Genomic DNA, 15,716 nt, shown 5'->3' on the forward strand with positions numbered 1-15,716 from the left:
TCCGCTGCACAACCACAAAGTCGCCAGATCATTTGCCGATGTCGAAGACCGCGGTTATCCTGATCCTCCCGCAAGCCTTTATAGGATGCGTGGCGCAAAATCCCGTCGCCGGTCCAGCCGCGCAACTCGATCTCGGCAATGAGCGTCAGCTGCGCGAAGACCAGGTCCTTGCCTTTGAGCGGCAGGACCGGGGTTTTTGTCCTGAGTTTGTCGAGGGTCGCCTGAGATATGCCGAATCCTTTTCTTTGAACCCAGTTCCGACGGAGCCGACGGAGACCCAAGCGGAACCGCCGCGGCCGGCAAGGAGCAGGCTTCCGATGCCGCTGCGCGCCAATTTGCATTGCTCGCAACCGATGACCATGAAGCTCTCACTTTGCACGCACTTAACTTCAGGCAATCGCCGTTGCGGCCCGAGCGGTAGGTACTGTCGCGGCGCTTGGCGATGATACCTTCCACCCCGATTGCGCACGCATTCTCCAGCAGCGTGGTTCCATCGCCCGCAACTTCCACCGACGGCTGGATCGCGCCACCGGCGCCGTCGGGCGCGAGCGACAACTGCCCGCGCCAACCCAAAAGTGGCGGCCAAGAGAGCGCCGAGGATTCAGGGGCGCGCCGCTTTCTCGAAAAGGCGCCCGAGACGTTCGGCAAAGGCACGAGGATCTGTCGGCTTATCGCCATCGAGAATGCGAGCCTGGTCGAGCAGCAGCTGCGCCGCGTCGCCTTTCAGCGGCGAATGATCCTCCAGGTCCGCGATTGCCTTGATCATCGCGTGGTTCGGGTTGATTTCCAGGATCGGCTTGGCGGTGTCCTGGAGGCGACCGGCGCTCTGCAGGATCTTCTCCATCTGCCGGTCGTAACCTTCGTCGGAGGCGACGAGGCAGACCGCGCTTTCCGTCAGGCGAATTGACGCCCTGACATCGGCAACCTGGTCGGCAATCTTGTCCTTGACAAAGGCAATGAAGGTCTGGGCACCGGCGGCCGTCTCCGGTGGTGGGGCCTTTTCGTCGTCGAGCGCGGGAAATTGCGACAGATCCGCGGCACCCTGCGTAATCGACTTGAACGTCTTTCCTTCGAATTCCGGCGCGTTCATGACCCAGAAACTGTCGATCGAGTCCGTCAGCAGTAGCACTTCGACGCCTCGCGCGCGGAAACCCTCCAGCTGCGGCGATGCCTTCAACTGTTCCAGGCTGACGCCGGCAAGATAATAAATGGCGCTCTGTCCATCCTTGGCGTCCCGCACATAATCGGCAAGTGAGCGATATCCATCCGAGGAAGCAGTGGTGCGGAAGCGTGACAAGGCCAGAAGCTGGGCACGCCGCTCGAAATCTTCGTAGATGCCCTCCTTCAATACGGCGCCGAAATTCTCCCAAAGCGTGAGGAAGGTATCCCCTTGGCTTTCGGCAAGTTTTTCGATCGCCGTGATGACCCTGTTAGCGACACCCTTTTTTATCGAGGACAGGACAGGGCTCTCTTGGATCATCTCGCGCGAGACGTTGAGGGGTAGGTCGGATGTGTCGACAAGGCCGCGCACGAAACGAAGGTAGCGGGGCAGGAGTTCGGCATCGTCGGTAATGAACACGCGCTTGACGTAGAGTTTCATTCGGCCCTTGCGGTCAGGATCGAACATGTCGAAGGGCTGCGAGCCGGGAACGAAAGCAAGAGCGGAATATTCATGTCGGCCTTCTGCACGGAAGTGCACGGTCAGCGCCGGATCGTCATATTGGCCGGAGATTCCGCGATAAAAATCACGATACTCATCCTGACTGACGTCGTTTTTCGATTTCGTCCAGAGTGCGCTGCCATCGGTGACCCGTTGCGCTTCGCCGCCGGGCTTGTCGACAATGCTGATTGCGACTGGCACGTGGCCCGACTGCTCCTTGACAATCTGCTCGATGGTCCGCCGGGATGTATATTTCTTCGCCTCCTCCATCAGATGAAGAAGAATACGAGTGCCGCGTGCGGGCGCCTGCGCAACATCGACGGGGCTGACACTGTAGTTGCCTTTACCGTCGGAAGACCACAGCCAGGCCTCGTTCGAGCCGGCCCGACGCGAGACGACGTCGACGCGCTCGGCTACCATAAAACAGGAATAGAAGCCAACGCCGAACTGGCCGATCAATTGAGCCCCTTCGGCCACTTTGCCGGCTTCAAGCTGTTCCATGAAGGCCCGCGTACCCGACCGGGCGATGGTTCCGAGCGCTTCAACCAGCTCTTCCCGGCTCATCCCGATCCCGTTGTCCTCCACGCACAGCTGTCGATGCTCCTCATCGAGCGACAGAACAATGCGGCTCTCGGGATCGGATCCGGAAAGCGACGGTGTTTCGATCGACTCGTATCGCAACTTTTCGCAGGCGTCGGCGGCGTTCGAAATCAGCTCGCGCAGGAAGACGTTCTTGTCCGAATAGACCGAGTGCACCATCATATGCAGAAGGCGGGCGACGTCGGCCTCAAAGACATGGCTCTCAGCAGGCGTTTCTGCGGCGGTCGGCATGTGTGCGGCTACTCCTTCATATTGAAAACGGCGTCGATGAGTTGGCAAAGTCATGCGCGAATTTCAAGGGGAGGATCGGCGATCAGCCCCACATGCGCGCCGGCGACACCATTGCCCGCAAAACGATCTCCCGTCCGCGCTTTGTCGTGGTCGCATATTTTGCTCGCCCGACGAGAATGCGATACCGCGAGGTCGGAGATCTAGAGGCTGATCTCATCCGTTATCGAATGTATGGTCGGAGCGCGCCTTTTTGCCGACATCAACAGGTCCAAATCGATAGAAGACGGCCCGAATTTGGCAAACAAGTACTTGGCCTCCGGGCAAGCAAGCTCGTATTTCTGCTGAAATTCAGCAAGCGTGTAGGCGTGTCCGCGCAACTTTTTGCGCCGCTCGAATGGTCGATCGGTGTGCATCTGGTGCTCCTGGCTCTTTAGGCGAATTAATGGGCCGCGAGCACGATTGTTCCGATCGCAAAGCTTGCGTTTTCCTGGATCGGTCGGCGTCCATTTTTCTTCGAAAAGACATGGCTCTCACCCCTCGGGCGGCCAGGCAGTCTGCGACCGATCGTCTGTGCTTGGAAAAGGCCGGCATCACGTTTTCCAGGATGTGGCGACACCGGCTCACTGAAAAAACAACACCAGAGACCCGAGCCTGACGCTCGTTCGGCCAGCCTCCGTGACACCTACTCCCCGCAAATGTATTTGACGACGAGGCTTGCCCCTAGGCGCTATCCCGGATGGCTTTGGCGCGGGTTGTTCATTGACGCAATGACCATCAACCTCAGACCTTGGTCCCTCTGGTCGAGGTGCGGGGCTTATCCATCTCCTCAAAGTACTATGTGGAGACGATATGTAATGACCCGCCAGGCGCATTGTTTTGAACTGACCGGAGAAATTCACGCCAGACGGCGGCTTTGCGAATTCATTGTCTCCGGTGGCCGGATAATGACGACTGACAATCTTCAGGGTGGCTGGTGCGATACGACGGCGGACACCATGCTGCGCGAACAGACACGTATCAAACACCTCGAGCGCTTGCGTGAAAGCCTCTATCCGGAGTTTGCCGCGTCGTTGGCAACTCCATTCCCCTGATCCGCGGCTTCACGGTCGCTATTCATGGCGCCGCCGATCTGGATTGTCGCGAAATCACGATACTGCGCCGTGGATGCCCTCGCCCGGAAGAGTGGAGCGCAACAGTGATTGGTGGACTGCGCCAGCTTCTCACTGCCTACTCGGAGCCCGACAATCATGTCGGGCTCATTTTTTCCGGCTTCGTGGATTGGCGGGCTTCATCCACTATTGCTGGCCGCTACCTGCTGGGCGCCGTCGGTGCGTTTGGGGCATTGCCCCCCGTCGGCGCAACCGGTGTCGCCGGGGCGGGGACGGCCGTCGGCTCTGCCTGATTGGTGGACGCGGTCGTTTGCGGATCAGTGCCCGGCGTCCCGTAGTTGTAATATGCAAATCCTGCGATGGCGATGAGCGCTAGCAAGATAATGAAAGCCCAGGGTCCGCTGCGGCGGCGGTCGATCGGGGTTGTTCGCAGGTCAGCATCCCGGTCGGGGCGGCCGAGGGGATCATTCGGTGTAAATACCATGGTGCATCCTCCATTTGTTGCAGAGAGAAAAGCATGTGGCGCTCTTTTTGTTCCAGCGATGGGACGACCGGTAGCTGAGTGCCGACGGCCTGCAGTTGCAGCTGTCGCCCAGGATGTTCTTCATCGATCCTAGGGACGAGGTCGTCGTGTTTCGCGGCATGAGGCGACGACGGGCATTTGGACGGTGACGGTCGGATGTCGACGCCGAAGCGATGACCAGATAACGTCGTAACGAGCAGGAGCGCAAACCGGTCAAATTGAGCCGTCACTCAGCCGGCGGGGTGGGATCGTCGCGATATCGTTAATGGATAAAATTCGCGAATTTGACGATGCTGCTCATCGTTGGCTTCGTGGTTGTCTGCCTTGTCGGCCCAGCCGAGCCGAGCGCCTCTGTTACCTCTTGAACGCTCGTAGACCCTTCACAATATCTTATCGTCAGGATCATTGGTGGCTTGTAAGGAGGACAAGATGCCGCTGAACGATGTTCCATGGAGTCGGCCGGTCAGGATCCGGCTTCAGTGTGGTTTGGACCGCACATTTGCAGGCACATACGATGCCTTGGATTTCCTAGAAAACGAATGGCCATTCCGTTACGGCCAGCGACACGACCGGGCTGTCAAGGTGTGCCGGGGAGCGCTGAGTGGCGCGATACCCGCTATGCTTGCTCGCGACGCATTCGTTGGCGCATGCCTTGAAGCCGGCATGCCCACCGTAGCGGCGGGACCGGACAGGAAATCCACGGTGTTTCCCCGGCGGCTTCCTCATCTGGCTTTTTCAAGCAGATAACGCCGGGGCGGATGCTGGCGGCCGCAACGATGCTTGGCGATTCGGGCTCGCGCGGCGACAGCGGGGATTTAGATGCGCGAGAGGCGCCTTCACGCGCCTCTTTCAAAGCCGAAGCTAATACGTCGACGTTGCCAGCTTCGATAAGCTAGGAATGGCCACCGCGGCAAGGTTCACGTCCAGCCGCTACGCCTTCGCCTTTTCCTGAGTGAAATTTGCCCGCAAACCAAGAACACCCCAATGACGGTGCGAGATCCTCAGGACGGTGCGTATCGTCGTCAAGACGAATGATCTGTCCCCCTGCCGACAGATCCATTTGGAGGACCTCTCCGCGGTATCGCCCCGGACGGATCACCGCGGGCATACAACCCGTCACCTCGCCCCGGAATACCCAGTTACGGCCTGTTGGCGAGAGACTGACGGCCAGCGCAGGCCAAGCCGCCAGGCCGTCTAGTTGGGTGGATCAGCCCGTGATAGCGATACGCTTGATCTGCGACTGCGCCTTCTCTTTTCGCCAAGGCGACCGGTTAGAACTCCGTTTTGAAACGGGCATCGACCTGTTCTTCGTTGAGCTCGAGCCTGAGCGGAATGCGCCGCTCGAACATTCCCCGAGATCCTGAGTTCGGCGCAGTGCTGCGCTGGCCGACCAAGGCGCCTCGTTAGGCCGAGTCCGCAACCTCGTGGTCAGAATCTCTCCATTCTACATCCAGAGGTGCGCTGATCAGGCAACGCAGGCCACTCTCGTCATATGCAAGTTCTGCGCGGCCGTTGAGCTGTCCGGACGACATTGCCTCGATCAAGCGCGACCCGAACCCACGCCGTGAGGGGGGTCTAACTGGAGGGCCACCGCTCTCACTCCATAGCAGTCTCAGCAAGGAGTCGGGTGAACCTTCCAACTTCCAGGAGACTGAAATTTTGCCAGACTCGGCCGATAAGGCGCCGTATTTGGCAGCATTGGTGGCCAACTCATGCACAATGAGCGCGATCGCGACCACTGCTTTGGGCGAGATACTGATATCCGGCCCAGTGATGTCGACGCGCTCCGTCGAGTATGCTGACAGCGCTTCCGCGACCACCCTCCGAAGGCTTGCGGCCCCCCAGTTGCCATGGGTGAGCAAATCATGGGCCCTCGCCAAGCTTTGCAGCCTTGCGTCGAAAGCCGCCCTTGCTGCCTCGATATCCCGCGCGCCCGCAAATGTCTGACGTGCGATGGCCGCAACCGTTGCCAGGATATTCTTGACCCGATGGTTCAACTCGGCGATGAGAACCTCCTGGACCCGCTCGGCTTGTTTGCGCGCGGTAATATCCCTGGCGATTTTCGAGGCGCCGACGATACTGCCATCCGCATCATAGATCGGAGATACCGTAAGGGAGACCTCCAAGAGTTTTCCGCTCTTATGGCGCCTGATCGTCTCGTGGGTCTCGATACGCTCGCCGGCCCTGATGCGGGCGATGATGCGAGCCTCCTCATCTACGCGATCGTCTGGAATAAGAACTGTCACCGGGCGACCGAGAATTTCGCTGGACGAATAGCCGTAGAGCTTCTCGGCGCCATCGTTCCAGTCGGTGATCATCATAGAGAGATCGATACCGAGAATTGCATCTTCAGAGGAAGCAATGATCGATGCGAGCCGTTTGAGCGTCGCCTCGTAGCCGACCCGGGCGGTCGTTTCGCTAACGACACAGAAGACCGCGAGAACCTTGCCGTTTTCATCGCGTACAGGGGAATAGGAGATATCGAAATAGACCGTTTCAGGCCTGTTATGCCTCTCGATATAAAAAGGCCTGTCCTTGGCAAAAACGGTCTCGCCAGTCTCCAAAACCTTGCGCAGCAGCGGCTCCAAATCATCCCAGAGCTCCGCCCAGTTTTCTTTTGCCGGCCTGCCAAGCGCTGCAGGGTGCTTTGTCCCGATGGTCGGTGCGTAGGCGTCATTATAAATGGCGATGAAATCAGGTCCGCAGAACATGACGATCTGAGCACGGGAGGGAAGCGCGATATCGACTGCGCATCTGAGCTGGATCGGCCAGGACGATATCGGTCCAAGGGCGGTGCCTGCCCAGTCGCAATCGCGAATGATCGCGGCCAGTTCGCCCTGGTTGGACACGGCAGAATTATTTTCGCGCATGAAAGTCGCCTCGGTCATTGTGTCACTTTTGAAAGTTCGCGAGCAGCAAGTCAACGGCAGAAAAGGACCAAAACCGGCTCGTCTGCATATCGAAGGGCGCGATTGTAAGTCAAAGATGAAATTAGGAAAATTTTCATGCGCGGCCACTGGAAACGGTAAAGAGCAGCACTAGGTCAGATCTCCTAAAACCAACGATCACCATTGCATGCAGGATATCGATCGAGACCCCAAGGAGGCTCGCACCGAACAAAGATCGCCTCGTCAGCAGCGGACTATTGGGATTGAACGAAATCTTTCGAGGCGACGATCCCGCATCCCAACCGGCATATGGCAACAGGCGGCTTCGGGATCCCGAAGACGGCCTCAGCACAGTCATTGCAGCCTGGTTTGAAGGCCTGAAGCCAGTAAATGCGGACGAGGCGATCCTTCTGCTGGGGGCGGCCGAGCAGAACGCCGGCTGCACGGGCTTTGGATCGTCGGAGACAGATGATGGATGTGAAGGTGGTGATCTAGCCGAAGGCTACAGTCCTCGAGGCCGCTGGAAGGCCGACTTCATCACCAACGCTGGAGGGGGCAAATGGCATTTCGAGATTTCCAGCTCATGACCGTCCAGGTTGATGCCGGTCCTATCCGTCTGCGTGTTGGTGGGAGCGGTCCTGCCATCGTTCTCCTGCACGGCCACCCACGCACGCACATGACGTGGGGGAGGGTCGCCGATCTTTTGTCGTCATCGTTTACCGTCATATGTCCCGACGTTCCCGGGTTCGGCCGCTCATATGTGCCACCGGACGCTGCTGACAGCCGGCACTCCTCGAAGGCGGAGAAGGCGATTGCCCTGGTAGAACTCATGAGACGATTGGGCCACAACGAGTTCTTCGCTCTTGGCCACGATCGAGGCAGTCTCACGGCGTTCCGCATGGCGATGAACCATCCGGAAGTAGTTCGAAAGCTGATTGTCGTCGATTGCATTCCGGTTCTCGAACACCTCGAGCGAGCAGATTGGAAGTTCGCCAGAGACTGGTACCACTGGTTTTTCTTCGCCCAGCCAGAGAAGCCCGAGAGAGTGATCCTTGCCGATCCCGAAGCATGGTACGATAGTCTTTCGCCAGACCTGATGGGTGAAGAAGCCTACGAGGATCTACGCAAAGCGATTCATCGGCCGGAGGTCGTTCACGGCATGATGGAGGACTATCGCGCCGGGATTCGCATTGACCATCTCCACGATAAAGCAGATCGCGACGCAGGTCGCAAAGTTATCTGTCCGATGCTGTGCCTGTGGTCGGCTCGGGACGATCTTGCAAAGATTTACGGCGACCCCGTTGCGATCTGGCGGGACTGGGCGACCGATGTCCGTGGTTTCGGTATCGAAAGCGGTCATCACGTGGCCGAGGAGAACCCCGTCGATCTTGCAAGGGCGGTCGCCACGTTTCTTTCAGAATAAACTTCTGTCAGGTTGGTATTTCAGCTGAAGCCCAGTGCGGTCCGCCTGATCGGCCAAACGACGGTCAATAGGCGCCTTTTCGTCAACATGTTCCCGATCGGCCTTCGATCGCATGAACCCGGTAGTTGGAGTTCGGATGGTGCTTGGAGATCTGACAGCAAAGCCCGCCGTCGATCGGCGGGCAATGAAATTTGCGACCACTAACAAGTCATCAGGCCATTTGGCCGGATGTCACTGGCCGTCGGTGTCCGGGCAAGCGTCGCTTACCGACGCACCGCTATTGCCTGCCTGGGTATCGACTGTGCCAGGAGCAGCTCGGGCAGGACAGTTTGCGCGGTTGACGGCGCCCGTTGAGTTCATGGGGCCGCCGACAGTGCTATTCGTTGAGCCGGGGTCGATTACGACAGGGCCTGTCCCTGTGTTGTTCTGCATGTCGCCATTTGCGCCGCCGCCAGCGTCTTCACCCATGGTCTTATCGCCTGCCATATTATTCGGCGTCGGGTTGGACTGAGCATAGGACAGGGATGTTGCCATGCCGAGGGCGAGCAGTGACGCAGCTACGAGTTTCATACGCATTATCTTGTCCTTCAGGGTCATCGTTTCTCTCACGGCAGCTAAACAACGGCTGATGGCACATGTTCCAATGCGGTAGGTCACGAAAGATTTATGGAACCTCCTATTCGGCGTGTTGAGGTCGAGCGCTATCGAGCCTTCCGCTTTCAGCGGTATCCGACATCGTTCACGGGCCTCGCTTCGGGATCGCGTCTTTGCCCCTCCCATTAGGGGGTCAGTAGAATGAAGTAGACAATCTAAGACGCGTCCTGGTCGGTAAGCCCGATCGGTACAAGTTCCATAGCGGCCTCACTTCATTCATCGTCCCGTGAAGGACATCGTTCCACCGGCTGCCAGTCCGCGGTCCCGCATCCTGGCCAGCGGCAGGCAGGGAAATTTCATTGTTGCGGCCGGGTGATCAGTACCCGGGTACCTTGGTCCGGGATACCCCCGGACTGAAGTCCTATACGAGGAACAGCTAAAGGAATCGGGGTGTTTAGTGGGTGGCGGCGCCAAGGCAATCACCGAACTTGGTGAGAGAATGATCTACGAGATCTCAAAACTGTGAGCTTTGCCTTACCGATCACCACGTCCTGGTGGCGACGGCTGTGAGCGTGCCGAACTGCCTTGGAGAGGAACCATGCGTCTACTCATCGTCGAAAAGGAACCGGCACTTGCTCTCGCGATCGAGGGTATCGCGATCGCCGAAGGATTTGAAATCGCCGGTATTGCGACAAACACTTCCGAAGCGATAGAGCTTGGACCGGAGGCGGATGCCGCGATCATCGACGTTCGGCTTGGTGACGGCCTTACCGGCCCCTCCATCGCACGCGCGCTGTTTGCTGGATTCGGACTGGGCGTCGCCTATCTATCTGCTGATCCTGACATCTTCGAAGACGCAAAAGGAGGGGCCCCCATCAGCCCCGAAAGAATAAGGAAGGCGTTATCCCTGGCGGCAAAAAGCGCTCGCGAACAAATGCTTCAGGATCGGTCTGGGCAGACGACATAGAACGATCCGCCGGATTTAGTTGCTCACGATCTGGATCGTCGAAACTGCGTCCAATAAGACGGTCGATGCTGCATCCATCCTCGTTTAAAAGGCTCGTAGGACCGTGTTCGTCCAAGAAAAGTCGATCGGCACTTGATGCGAGCACTTATACGCCGTCTCAGAGCCCCGGAATTCACGAGTCGGATTGGGTCGGCGGGCGGAGGCGAAAACAGGCATATTTTTCTGTTACAGCTCTTGAAACGGAAATCGTGAAAATCCAACTCGATCTCGGCCGCCGCTAATGATGGGCTGGCTCCGCTGGAAGAAATAGCGTCCGGCATCTGTACCCCATGTTGCTTCAAGGAGGATATGGCTATGGCAACATCTTACGACTATGCACCCCTCTTCCGCTCGAGCGTTGGCTTCGACCGGGTCTTCAATCTTCTCGAAAACGCCCAGCGTGCCCGCTCGATCAGCGACTGGCCGCCCTATGACATCGTCAAGACGGGTGACGACAATTACCGCATCTCGATTGCAGTGGCGGGCTTCGCGCAGGACGATCTCGACATCACCTTCCAGTCAAACCTTCTGACCGTGACCGGCAAGAAGCAGGAGACAACTGCGGATGGCTACCTCCATCGCGGCATCGCCGGCCGACCGTTCGAGCATCGGTTCGAACTTGCCGATCATGTCAGGGTGAACGGCGCTAATATGAGGAACGGTCTGCTGTCGATCGATCTTGTTCGCGAGATCCCCGAGGCACTGAAGCCGCGGAAAATCTCCATCGAGACCGAATCCGCATTGGCGGAAGCGGCCGCTCCGGCGCAGATCGAAGCGCAGAAGGTTGCCTAACGCTTCCTGCGAGGAGGGCGCCGCTGTGACGGCGCCCTCAGGACGTTCCAGGTTTGGAAGGAGGGGATCATGAAACCCGATATGTTCAAAAAGCCTATGTGCATTCTTGTCGGCCTCGGATTTCCGGCTGAGGTTCGCGGTGTGATGGACGCCTACCGGCATCTCGTCGAATGGCCGGTGTCGTTGAGGGACACTGCGCATTCCGTCGCACTCAAGGCCTGCTGTTCCGCGCTCCGAGGCGAGACAGAAGCAGAGACCGCGCGCGGCCTGTTTGCCGCCTTTGCCGAAAAACATGATATGTTGGCGTCGGAAACCGACCCCATTGTCGCGTCCCAGATCCAGTGCGACAATGATCTGCACGTGCGTTGATGTCGACCGATGGGTGACAGTACCTTGGCGCATGCCAGCGAGTGGGATCGTGACTGCACCATCCGTTCTGGCGCGAAAAGAAGGCCCGTTTCGGCCGCCAGGCGAGGTAGTAATGGCATCCGACCTTTTCGTCGAGGACAAGCGGACAATTCTCGCTGTCTGAGCGTCGGCCTTTCGAAGCCGCCGCTCAGGCATGTTCTTGCGTGCCGGCGACTTGGCTACGACGAATTCGATCAGTTGTGCTGTGCGGCAATGTCGCCGGTGTCGGAGATGGACACCCGTGTCTCCCATCGTCGTTGGATAGACGCCGCGCTTCAAATTGGCTGACCGCACGCCATCAGCCCCCGCCGATCGTACCGCGTCTTCGACAGCAAGTCGGGATTGCGACTTGCCTAGGGACCGGCTGCCGGGGCGACCTGCATTTGCGAAGGTGCGGACCTGTCCGATTGTCCGGCATCTGATTTCAGGTCGGTCGGATGCTCGTTGTTAGAGGCCGTCGGCGCCCGCGGTTGTGCAGTCGAACCCGTCGTGTCCTCTCCGATACCCGGGTCCACGTCGATAGTCCGATCGGCATTCGTATCCGTCGAAGCTTGCGTGTTTACCAAAACCTGGTCCGTGCCGATTGGCTGGGGCGTGACCTTGCCGTCAGAGGAAGCAACGCGCCAGACCATATTGCCGGCATCATCAGCAATAAGGAGCGCACCCGTACCGTCGATCCCCAGACCGACCGGGCGTCCTTTCGCCTGATCGCCTTGGATAAAGCCCGTGACGACATCCTGCGCTTTGCCGGATGGCTTGCCATGCTCGAATGGCACGTACACCACCTTGTAGCCGTTGAAGCTGTCGCGGTTCCAACTGCCGTGCTCGCCAACGAAGGCGCCGTTGGCGTATGCGGTTGGAAGCGCGGAGTTCATCGAAAAAGTCAGACCGAGCGCTGCGACATGGCTCGACAAGCCATAATCGGGTGGGATCGCCCTTTCGACCAGATCGGGACGTTGCGGATGCACGCGCGCATCGACGTGATTGCCATAGTAGCTCCAGGGCCACCCGTAGAAACCACCTTCCCTCACCGAGGTCATGTAATCAGGAACGAGGTTCGGCCCGAGTTCGTCGCGTTCGTTGACCACCGTCCACAGCATACCCGTCTCAGGGTTGAAGGCGAGCCCATTCGGATTGCGCAGACCCGATGCGAAAACGCGCGCGGCACCGGTCTGGCGATCGACCTGCCAGATCGCTGCGCGGCCTTTTTCCGCCTCAAGCCCGTTCTCGACAATGTTGGAATTCGAGCCGACCGAGACGTAGAGCAGCTTCCCATCCGGGCTGAGCGCCAGATCTTTTGTCCAATGGTGGTTTATCGGACCCCCGGGCAACGGGGTCAGAACCTTTGGCCGGGTGGTGATCTCATTCTGCCCAAGCTTATAGGGATAGGCGAGGATAGCGGAGGTGGAGGCGACGTAGAGCGTGTCGTCGATCCAAGCGACGCCGAACGGCGAATCCAGTTTCGTCAGAAGCTCGTGCTTCTCATCCACTGTCCCATCGCGGTTCGTGTCACGCAGCAATGTGATGATGTTGCTTTCTTTCTGCTCGCCCATGTTCCCATGGGCCATCGACATGATCCAGCCCCGGATGAAATCCTTCGGTCGTGAGGTCGTTTCCCCAGATGGTCCGCGCGACTGAATCACCAGCACATCGCCGTTCGGCAAGGTATGGACTGTCCGGGGATTAGCCAGGTCCTTTGCAAAGGCTGTAACAGTCAAGCCATTCGGCGCAGCCGGTGCCTCGCCATCCTGCCACCCAACGACCTTCGCCACTTTCAATTGCGGAAGCAGCGATGGGGCCGGATCCGGAAGGATCGGGTTTGGACCGATCTGCGTCGAAACGTCAAATCTTCCACTTTCGGCGTAAGCTGCGGGGCCGACCACAACAAACAGCGTCAAAACGGACCCGCCGAGGATTTGGGATTTCTTCATCATATCCTCCAAGCCAGTCTGCCATATTTGCGGGCGGACAGTGCTACGCAAATCAGGCACAACAGAAATGTCGCAGCTGAAAGCGCCAGTCCATAGGGAACCACTGCCGTCCAGCCATCGCCGGCATGCACAAGGCTGTTGGCAAAAGCGAGCGCCAGTATGATCAAGTAGAGCAGGCAGGACAGGACGGGAGGCCGCAGCGGACGGGTGCGGGGACGCATCAGATCCATCAACCCGGCGAGGATCGCAAGCACGCCGAAGACCAGGCCCGTCAGCAGCAGCCATGCGGAGAAGTTCTGCCACATAAGATTGCCGCTCTGCCAGAAGGCGATATCGGTGGCTTGTGCAAGCGTGAAGCACACGAATGGAAATGGCACAAAGAGCGACTGTATCGGATAGGCGGCTGCGTCTCGATCAGTCGGAGAAAATATTGCCATGGATGCTCCGTAGAATGAGAGCTTTCAGATGCTTATCAAACTACGTCGACGGGAGATGGTTCCGACCCGGCGTGTTGGTGCACCAACGGGCACGAGCGGCGTTGGAGTACAGGGCTGAGCGCGAACAAGAAGGAGAGGAAGCAACCGCGGAGGTCTAACCTGCTCCAAGGCGCAATCCTTCCTGCGGTGGAAAACGAGTTCGCGAGCACGATGTTTCAACCGGCCAAACTTGCCTGCGAAAACAGGTAGTCGTCTCAGTTGGCCGGCGCGCCGCCTTGCCGATAAGACGTGCTGCACGTTTCCATTATTCACTGCACTATCGTCGCTCATCCACGCAACCTGCGACCTCATGAACTTGCTGCGGCTCCTGGAAGTCGGGTCCGTTCACAAACTCGCGAAAGCTGACATAGCCAAACCGAGTGTCCCGACCCGATTGGGCTCATCCGCCTTCTCATTGCCGGGATCCTCTCGCGTTCCAATCACCGTCTTCAGCGCGGTTTCCGGACAGCGGATGTGGGAAAGCGGCGCGGCCGAACGTTTTCGTGGACGTGACACGTTGTCAGACACGTCTCGGAGGACCCGCGCCGCAATCCCATTGAATGACCGTGTCGGAAACAAAGGAGCTCGCGCCGCGTTATTGGTCCATCTCTTCGCAAGCGTGGACGCATGAAAAGCCATTCAACGAAAAAACTCCAAGGTGATTTGCCTTCCGCATCGTCAGAGGCGGCTTACGGCGATCGCAAAGAACTGGCGGCCATCGCCTTCGAGCGCACCAGGATGCCGATGGTCGTCACAGACGCGCGCACACCCGATCTGCCGATTGTACTTGCAAACAAATCATTTCTCGAACTGACAGGCTACAGCGCCGAGGAGGTGCTCGGCCGCAACTGTCGTTTCCTGCAAGGGCCTGCGACATCTCCTATAGCTGTTGCAGAAATTCGTGCAGGCATAGCCGACGAGCGGGAGGTCAACGTCGAGATCCTCAACTACAAGAAAAACGGCGAGCCGTTCTGGAATCGCCTGCACCTAAGTCCAATCCACGGCGACGATGGACGGATCCTGTATTATTTTGGATCTCAAATCGACATGACAGAGTATCGCCGCGTCGAAGCCCTGGAGGCCTCCGAGCACCGCTTGCTGAGGGAGGTCGATCACCGCGCGAAGAATGTCCTGGCGATAGTCGATAGCATCGTCCGCCTCAGCAATGCAGATAACCCGGCACTTTATGCCGCCGCGATCCAACATCGCGTGCAGGCGCTTGCCCGTGCCCACGCCTTGCTTGCTGAGCGAAGATGGACAAGCATTTCCGTTGAGGAACTCATTCGTCAACAAGTGGCGCCGTTCGCAGCGGCCCGCGCTTCACTTAGTGGGCCGGACATCAGGTTGCCGGCATCGATCGTCCAGCCACTTGCGCTCGTTTTCCACGAACTCGCTGTCAACGCAGCCCGTCATGGCGCCCTTGCCGTCGAGCAGGGAACACTTTCCATCCGTTGGAGGCCGGGGCAGTCGGGCAGGGGCCTCAGCATCCGGTGGCGGGAGACCGGCGCCGACGCTCCGTCTAAATGGACCAAACGAGGATTTGGTACCGTGATTGTCAGTGCGATGGTCGAAAAACAGCTCAAGGGGCGCCTTGAGAGAAACTGGCTCGATGAAGGGCTGCTTATCGACATTGAAATCCCAACGGCGGAGTTGACCACCTGAGAACGGCTTTTTTGGCAGGTGAAAGCAACGTTGAACCCAGCGTTACCAAATGCGTAGCGTTAGAGCCTCTCCTGACCGGACGAGGCTCTTCGCCTATCACTTGTTCATCGCATCCTTGAGCGCCTTGGCCGGCTGGAAGGTCAGCTTCTTTGCGGCCGCAACCTTGATCGTCGCGCCGGTTGAGGGATTGCGTGCTTCGCGCTCCGGCGTCGCCTTGACTTTGAACTTGCCAAAGCCCGGCAGCGAGGTTTCGTTGCCGGCAAGAGCTGCCTCGGTGATCGAAGCGAGGACCGCCTCGACGATCGCCTTACCCTGTACCTTCGTCAGACCGTGTTCGCCAGCAATCTTGTCTGCGATTTCGTTGGTCGTCGTCATGTCGTTCTCCGCATCGTCGTTGATGCGCAATCCCTGAC

16 protein-coding genes and 1 pseudogene are annotated in these 15,716 nt (G+C 58.5%); 9 read left to right on the forward strand and 8 right to left on the reverse strand.

The window, feature by feature from the left end; all coding sequences use genetic code 11:
- Positions 1 to 53: 53 nt before the first annotated feature.
- The 3 genes and pseudogenes from AC1DTN_RS32520 to AC1DTN_RS32530 all read right to left on the reverse strand — a co-directional run.
- Positions 54 to 540: pseudogene (locus AC1DTN_RS32520) on the reverse strand (ATP dependent DNA ligase); the annotation flags it as partial.
- A 61-nt stretch (positions 541 to 601) separates the two neighbouring features.
- Complete coding sequence (gene htpG, locus AC1DTN_RS32525) at positions 602 to 2,491, reverse strand: molecular chaperone HtpG (protein ID WP_477924269.1); 1,890 nt, start codon at positions 2,489 to 2,491, stop codon at positions 602 to 604.
- 200 nt (positions 2,492 to 2,691) lie between these two features.
- Positions 2,692 to 2,904, reverse strand: a complete 213-nt coding sequence (locus AC1DTN_RS32530; RefSeq protein WP_113186358.1) for a hypothetical protein — start codon at positions 2,902 to 2,904, stop codon at positions 2,692 to 2,694.
- A gap of 441 nt (positions 2,905 to 3,345) precedes the next feature.
- On the opposite strand from AC1DTN_RS32530, the gene AC1DTN_RS32535 reads away from it, so the two are divergent.
- The 3 genes from AC1DTN_RS32535 to AC1DTN_RS32545 all read left to right on the forward strand — a co-directional run bounded on the left by AC1DTN_RS32535 (position 3,346) and on the right by AC1DTN_RS32545 (position 4,870).
- Complete coding sequence (locus AC1DTN_RS32535) at positions 3,346 to 3,582, forward strand: hypothetical protein (protein ID WP_477924270.1); 237 nt, start codon at positions 3,346 to 3,348, stop codon at positions 3,580 to 3,582.
- A 104-nt stretch (positions 3,583 to 3,686) separates the two neighbouring features.
- Positions 3,687 to 3,893, forward strand: a complete 207-nt coding sequence (locus tag AC1DTN_RS32540; RefSeq protein ID WP_477924271.1) for a hypothetical protein — start codon at positions 3,687 to 3,689, stop codon at positions 3,891 to 3,893.
- 659 nt (positions 3,894 to 4,552) lie between these two features.
- Positions 4,553 to 4,870, forward strand: a complete 318-nt coding sequence (locus tag AC1DTN_RS32545) for a DUF982 domain-containing protein (protein WP_477924272.1) — start codon at positions 4,553 to 4,555, stop codon at positions 4,868 to 4,870.
- Positions 4,871 to 5,526: 656 nt separating this feature from the next.
- Here AC1DTN_RS32545 and AC1DTN_RS32550 read toward each other — a convergent pair.
- Positions 5,527 to 6,993, reverse strand: coding sequence for a PAS domain S-box protein (locus tag AC1DTN_RS32550; RefSeq protein ID WP_113322069.1), 1,467 nt, complete (start codon positions 6,991 to 6,993; stop codon positions 5,527 to 5,529).
- Between the two features lie 281 nt (positions 6,994 to 7,274).
- Between AC1DTN_RS32550 and AC1DTN_RS32555 the strand changes: the two genes are divergently transcribed.
- Together AC1DTN_RS32555 and AC1DTN_RS32560 are read left to right on the forward strand one after the other, a co-directional pair.
- On the forward strand, positions 7,275 to 7,598 hold the full coding sequence (locus AC1DTN_RS32555) for a hypothetical protein (RefSeq protein WP_113322026.1): 324 nt from the start codon (positions 7,275 to 7,277) through the stop codon (positions 7,596 to 7,598).
- Complete coding sequence (locus AC1DTN_RS32560; RefSeq protein ID WP_113186384.1) at positions 7,571 to 8,434, forward strand: alpha/beta fold hydrolase; 864 nt, start codon at positions 7,571 to 7,573, stop codon at positions 8,432 to 8,434. Before AC1DTN_RS32555 ends, AC1DTN_RS32560 begins: the two co-directional genes overlap by 28 nt.
- Positions 8,435 to 8,665: 231 nt before the next feature.
- On the opposite strand, the gene AC1DTN_RS32565 is transcribed toward AC1DTN_RS32560, so the two are convergent.
- The gene (locus AC1DTN_RS32565; protein ID WP_029868648.1) at positions 8,666 to 9,010 is read right to left on the reverse strand and encodes a hypothetical protein; all 345 of its coding nucleotides are present in this window, start codon (positions 9,008 to 9,010) and stop codon (positions 8,666 to 8,668) included.
- Between the two features lie 616 nt (positions 9,011 to 9,626).
- On the opposite strand from AC1DTN_RS32565, the gene AC1DTN_RS32570 reads away from it, so the two are divergent.
- The 3 genes from AC1DTN_RS32570 (at position 9,627) to AC1DTN_RS32580 (ending at position 11,195) form a co-directional block, all read left to right on the forward strand.
- Entirely contained in the window at positions 9,627 to 9,995 is a 369-nt protein-coding gene (locus tag AC1DTN_RS32570) for a response regulator (protein WP_113322025.1), read from the forward strand.
- A gap of 354 nt (positions 9,996 to 10,349) precedes the next feature.
- Entirely contained in the window at positions 10,350 to 10,826 is a 477-nt protein-coding gene (locus AC1DTN_RS32575; protein WP_477924273.1) for an Hsp20 family protein, read from the forward strand.
- A 69-nt stretch (positions 10,827 to 10,895) separates the two neighbouring features.
- Positions 10,896 to 11,195: a DUF982 domain-containing protein gene (locus AC1DTN_RS32580; RefSeq protein WP_113321809.1), complete on the forward strand. Its 300-nt coding sequence runs from the start codon at positions 10,896 to 10,898 to the stop codon at positions 11,193 to 11,195.
- Between the two features lie 392 nt (positions 11,196 to 11,587).
- Here the strand turns inward: AC1DTN_RS32580 and AC1DTN_RS32585 are convergent, their stop codons facing one another.
- On the reverse strand, positions 11,588 to 13,165 hold the full coding sequence (locus tag AC1DTN_RS32585; protein WP_113321808.1) for a PQQ-dependent sugar dehydrogenase: 1,578 nt from the start codon (positions 13,163 to 13,165) through the stop codon (positions 11,588 to 11,590).
- Positions 13,165 to 13,602, reverse strand: a complete 438-nt coding sequence (locus AC1DTN_RS32590) for a DUF2231 domain-containing protein (RefSeq protein WP_113321807.1) — start codon at positions 13,600 to 13,602, stop codon at positions 13,165 to 13,167. The genes AC1DTN_RS32585 and AC1DTN_RS32590 overlap by 1 nt, the downstream gene beginning before the upstream one ends.
- A gap of 666 nt (positions 13,603 to 14,268) precedes the next feature.
- On the opposite strand from AC1DTN_RS32590, the gene lov reads away from it, so the two are divergent.
- Positions 14,269 to 15,303, forward strand: a complete 1,035-nt coding sequence (lov, locus tag AC1DTN_RS32595) for a blue-light-activated histidine kinase (protein ID WP_477924274.1) — start codon at positions 14,269 to 14,271, stop codon at positions 15,301 to 15,303.
- A gap of 96 nt (positions 15,304 to 15,399) precedes the next feature.
- On the opposite strand, the gene AC1DTN_RS32600 is transcribed toward lov, so the two are convergent.
- Complete coding sequence (locus AC1DTN_RS32600) at positions 15,400 to 15,678, reverse strand: HU family DNA-binding protein (protein ID WP_310384674.1); 279 nt, start codon at positions 15,676 to 15,678, stop codon at positions 15,400 to 15,402.
- Positions 15,679 to 15,716: the final 38 nt, after the last annotated feature.

Source organism: Rhizobium sp. 01T444, assembly GCF_056398305.1.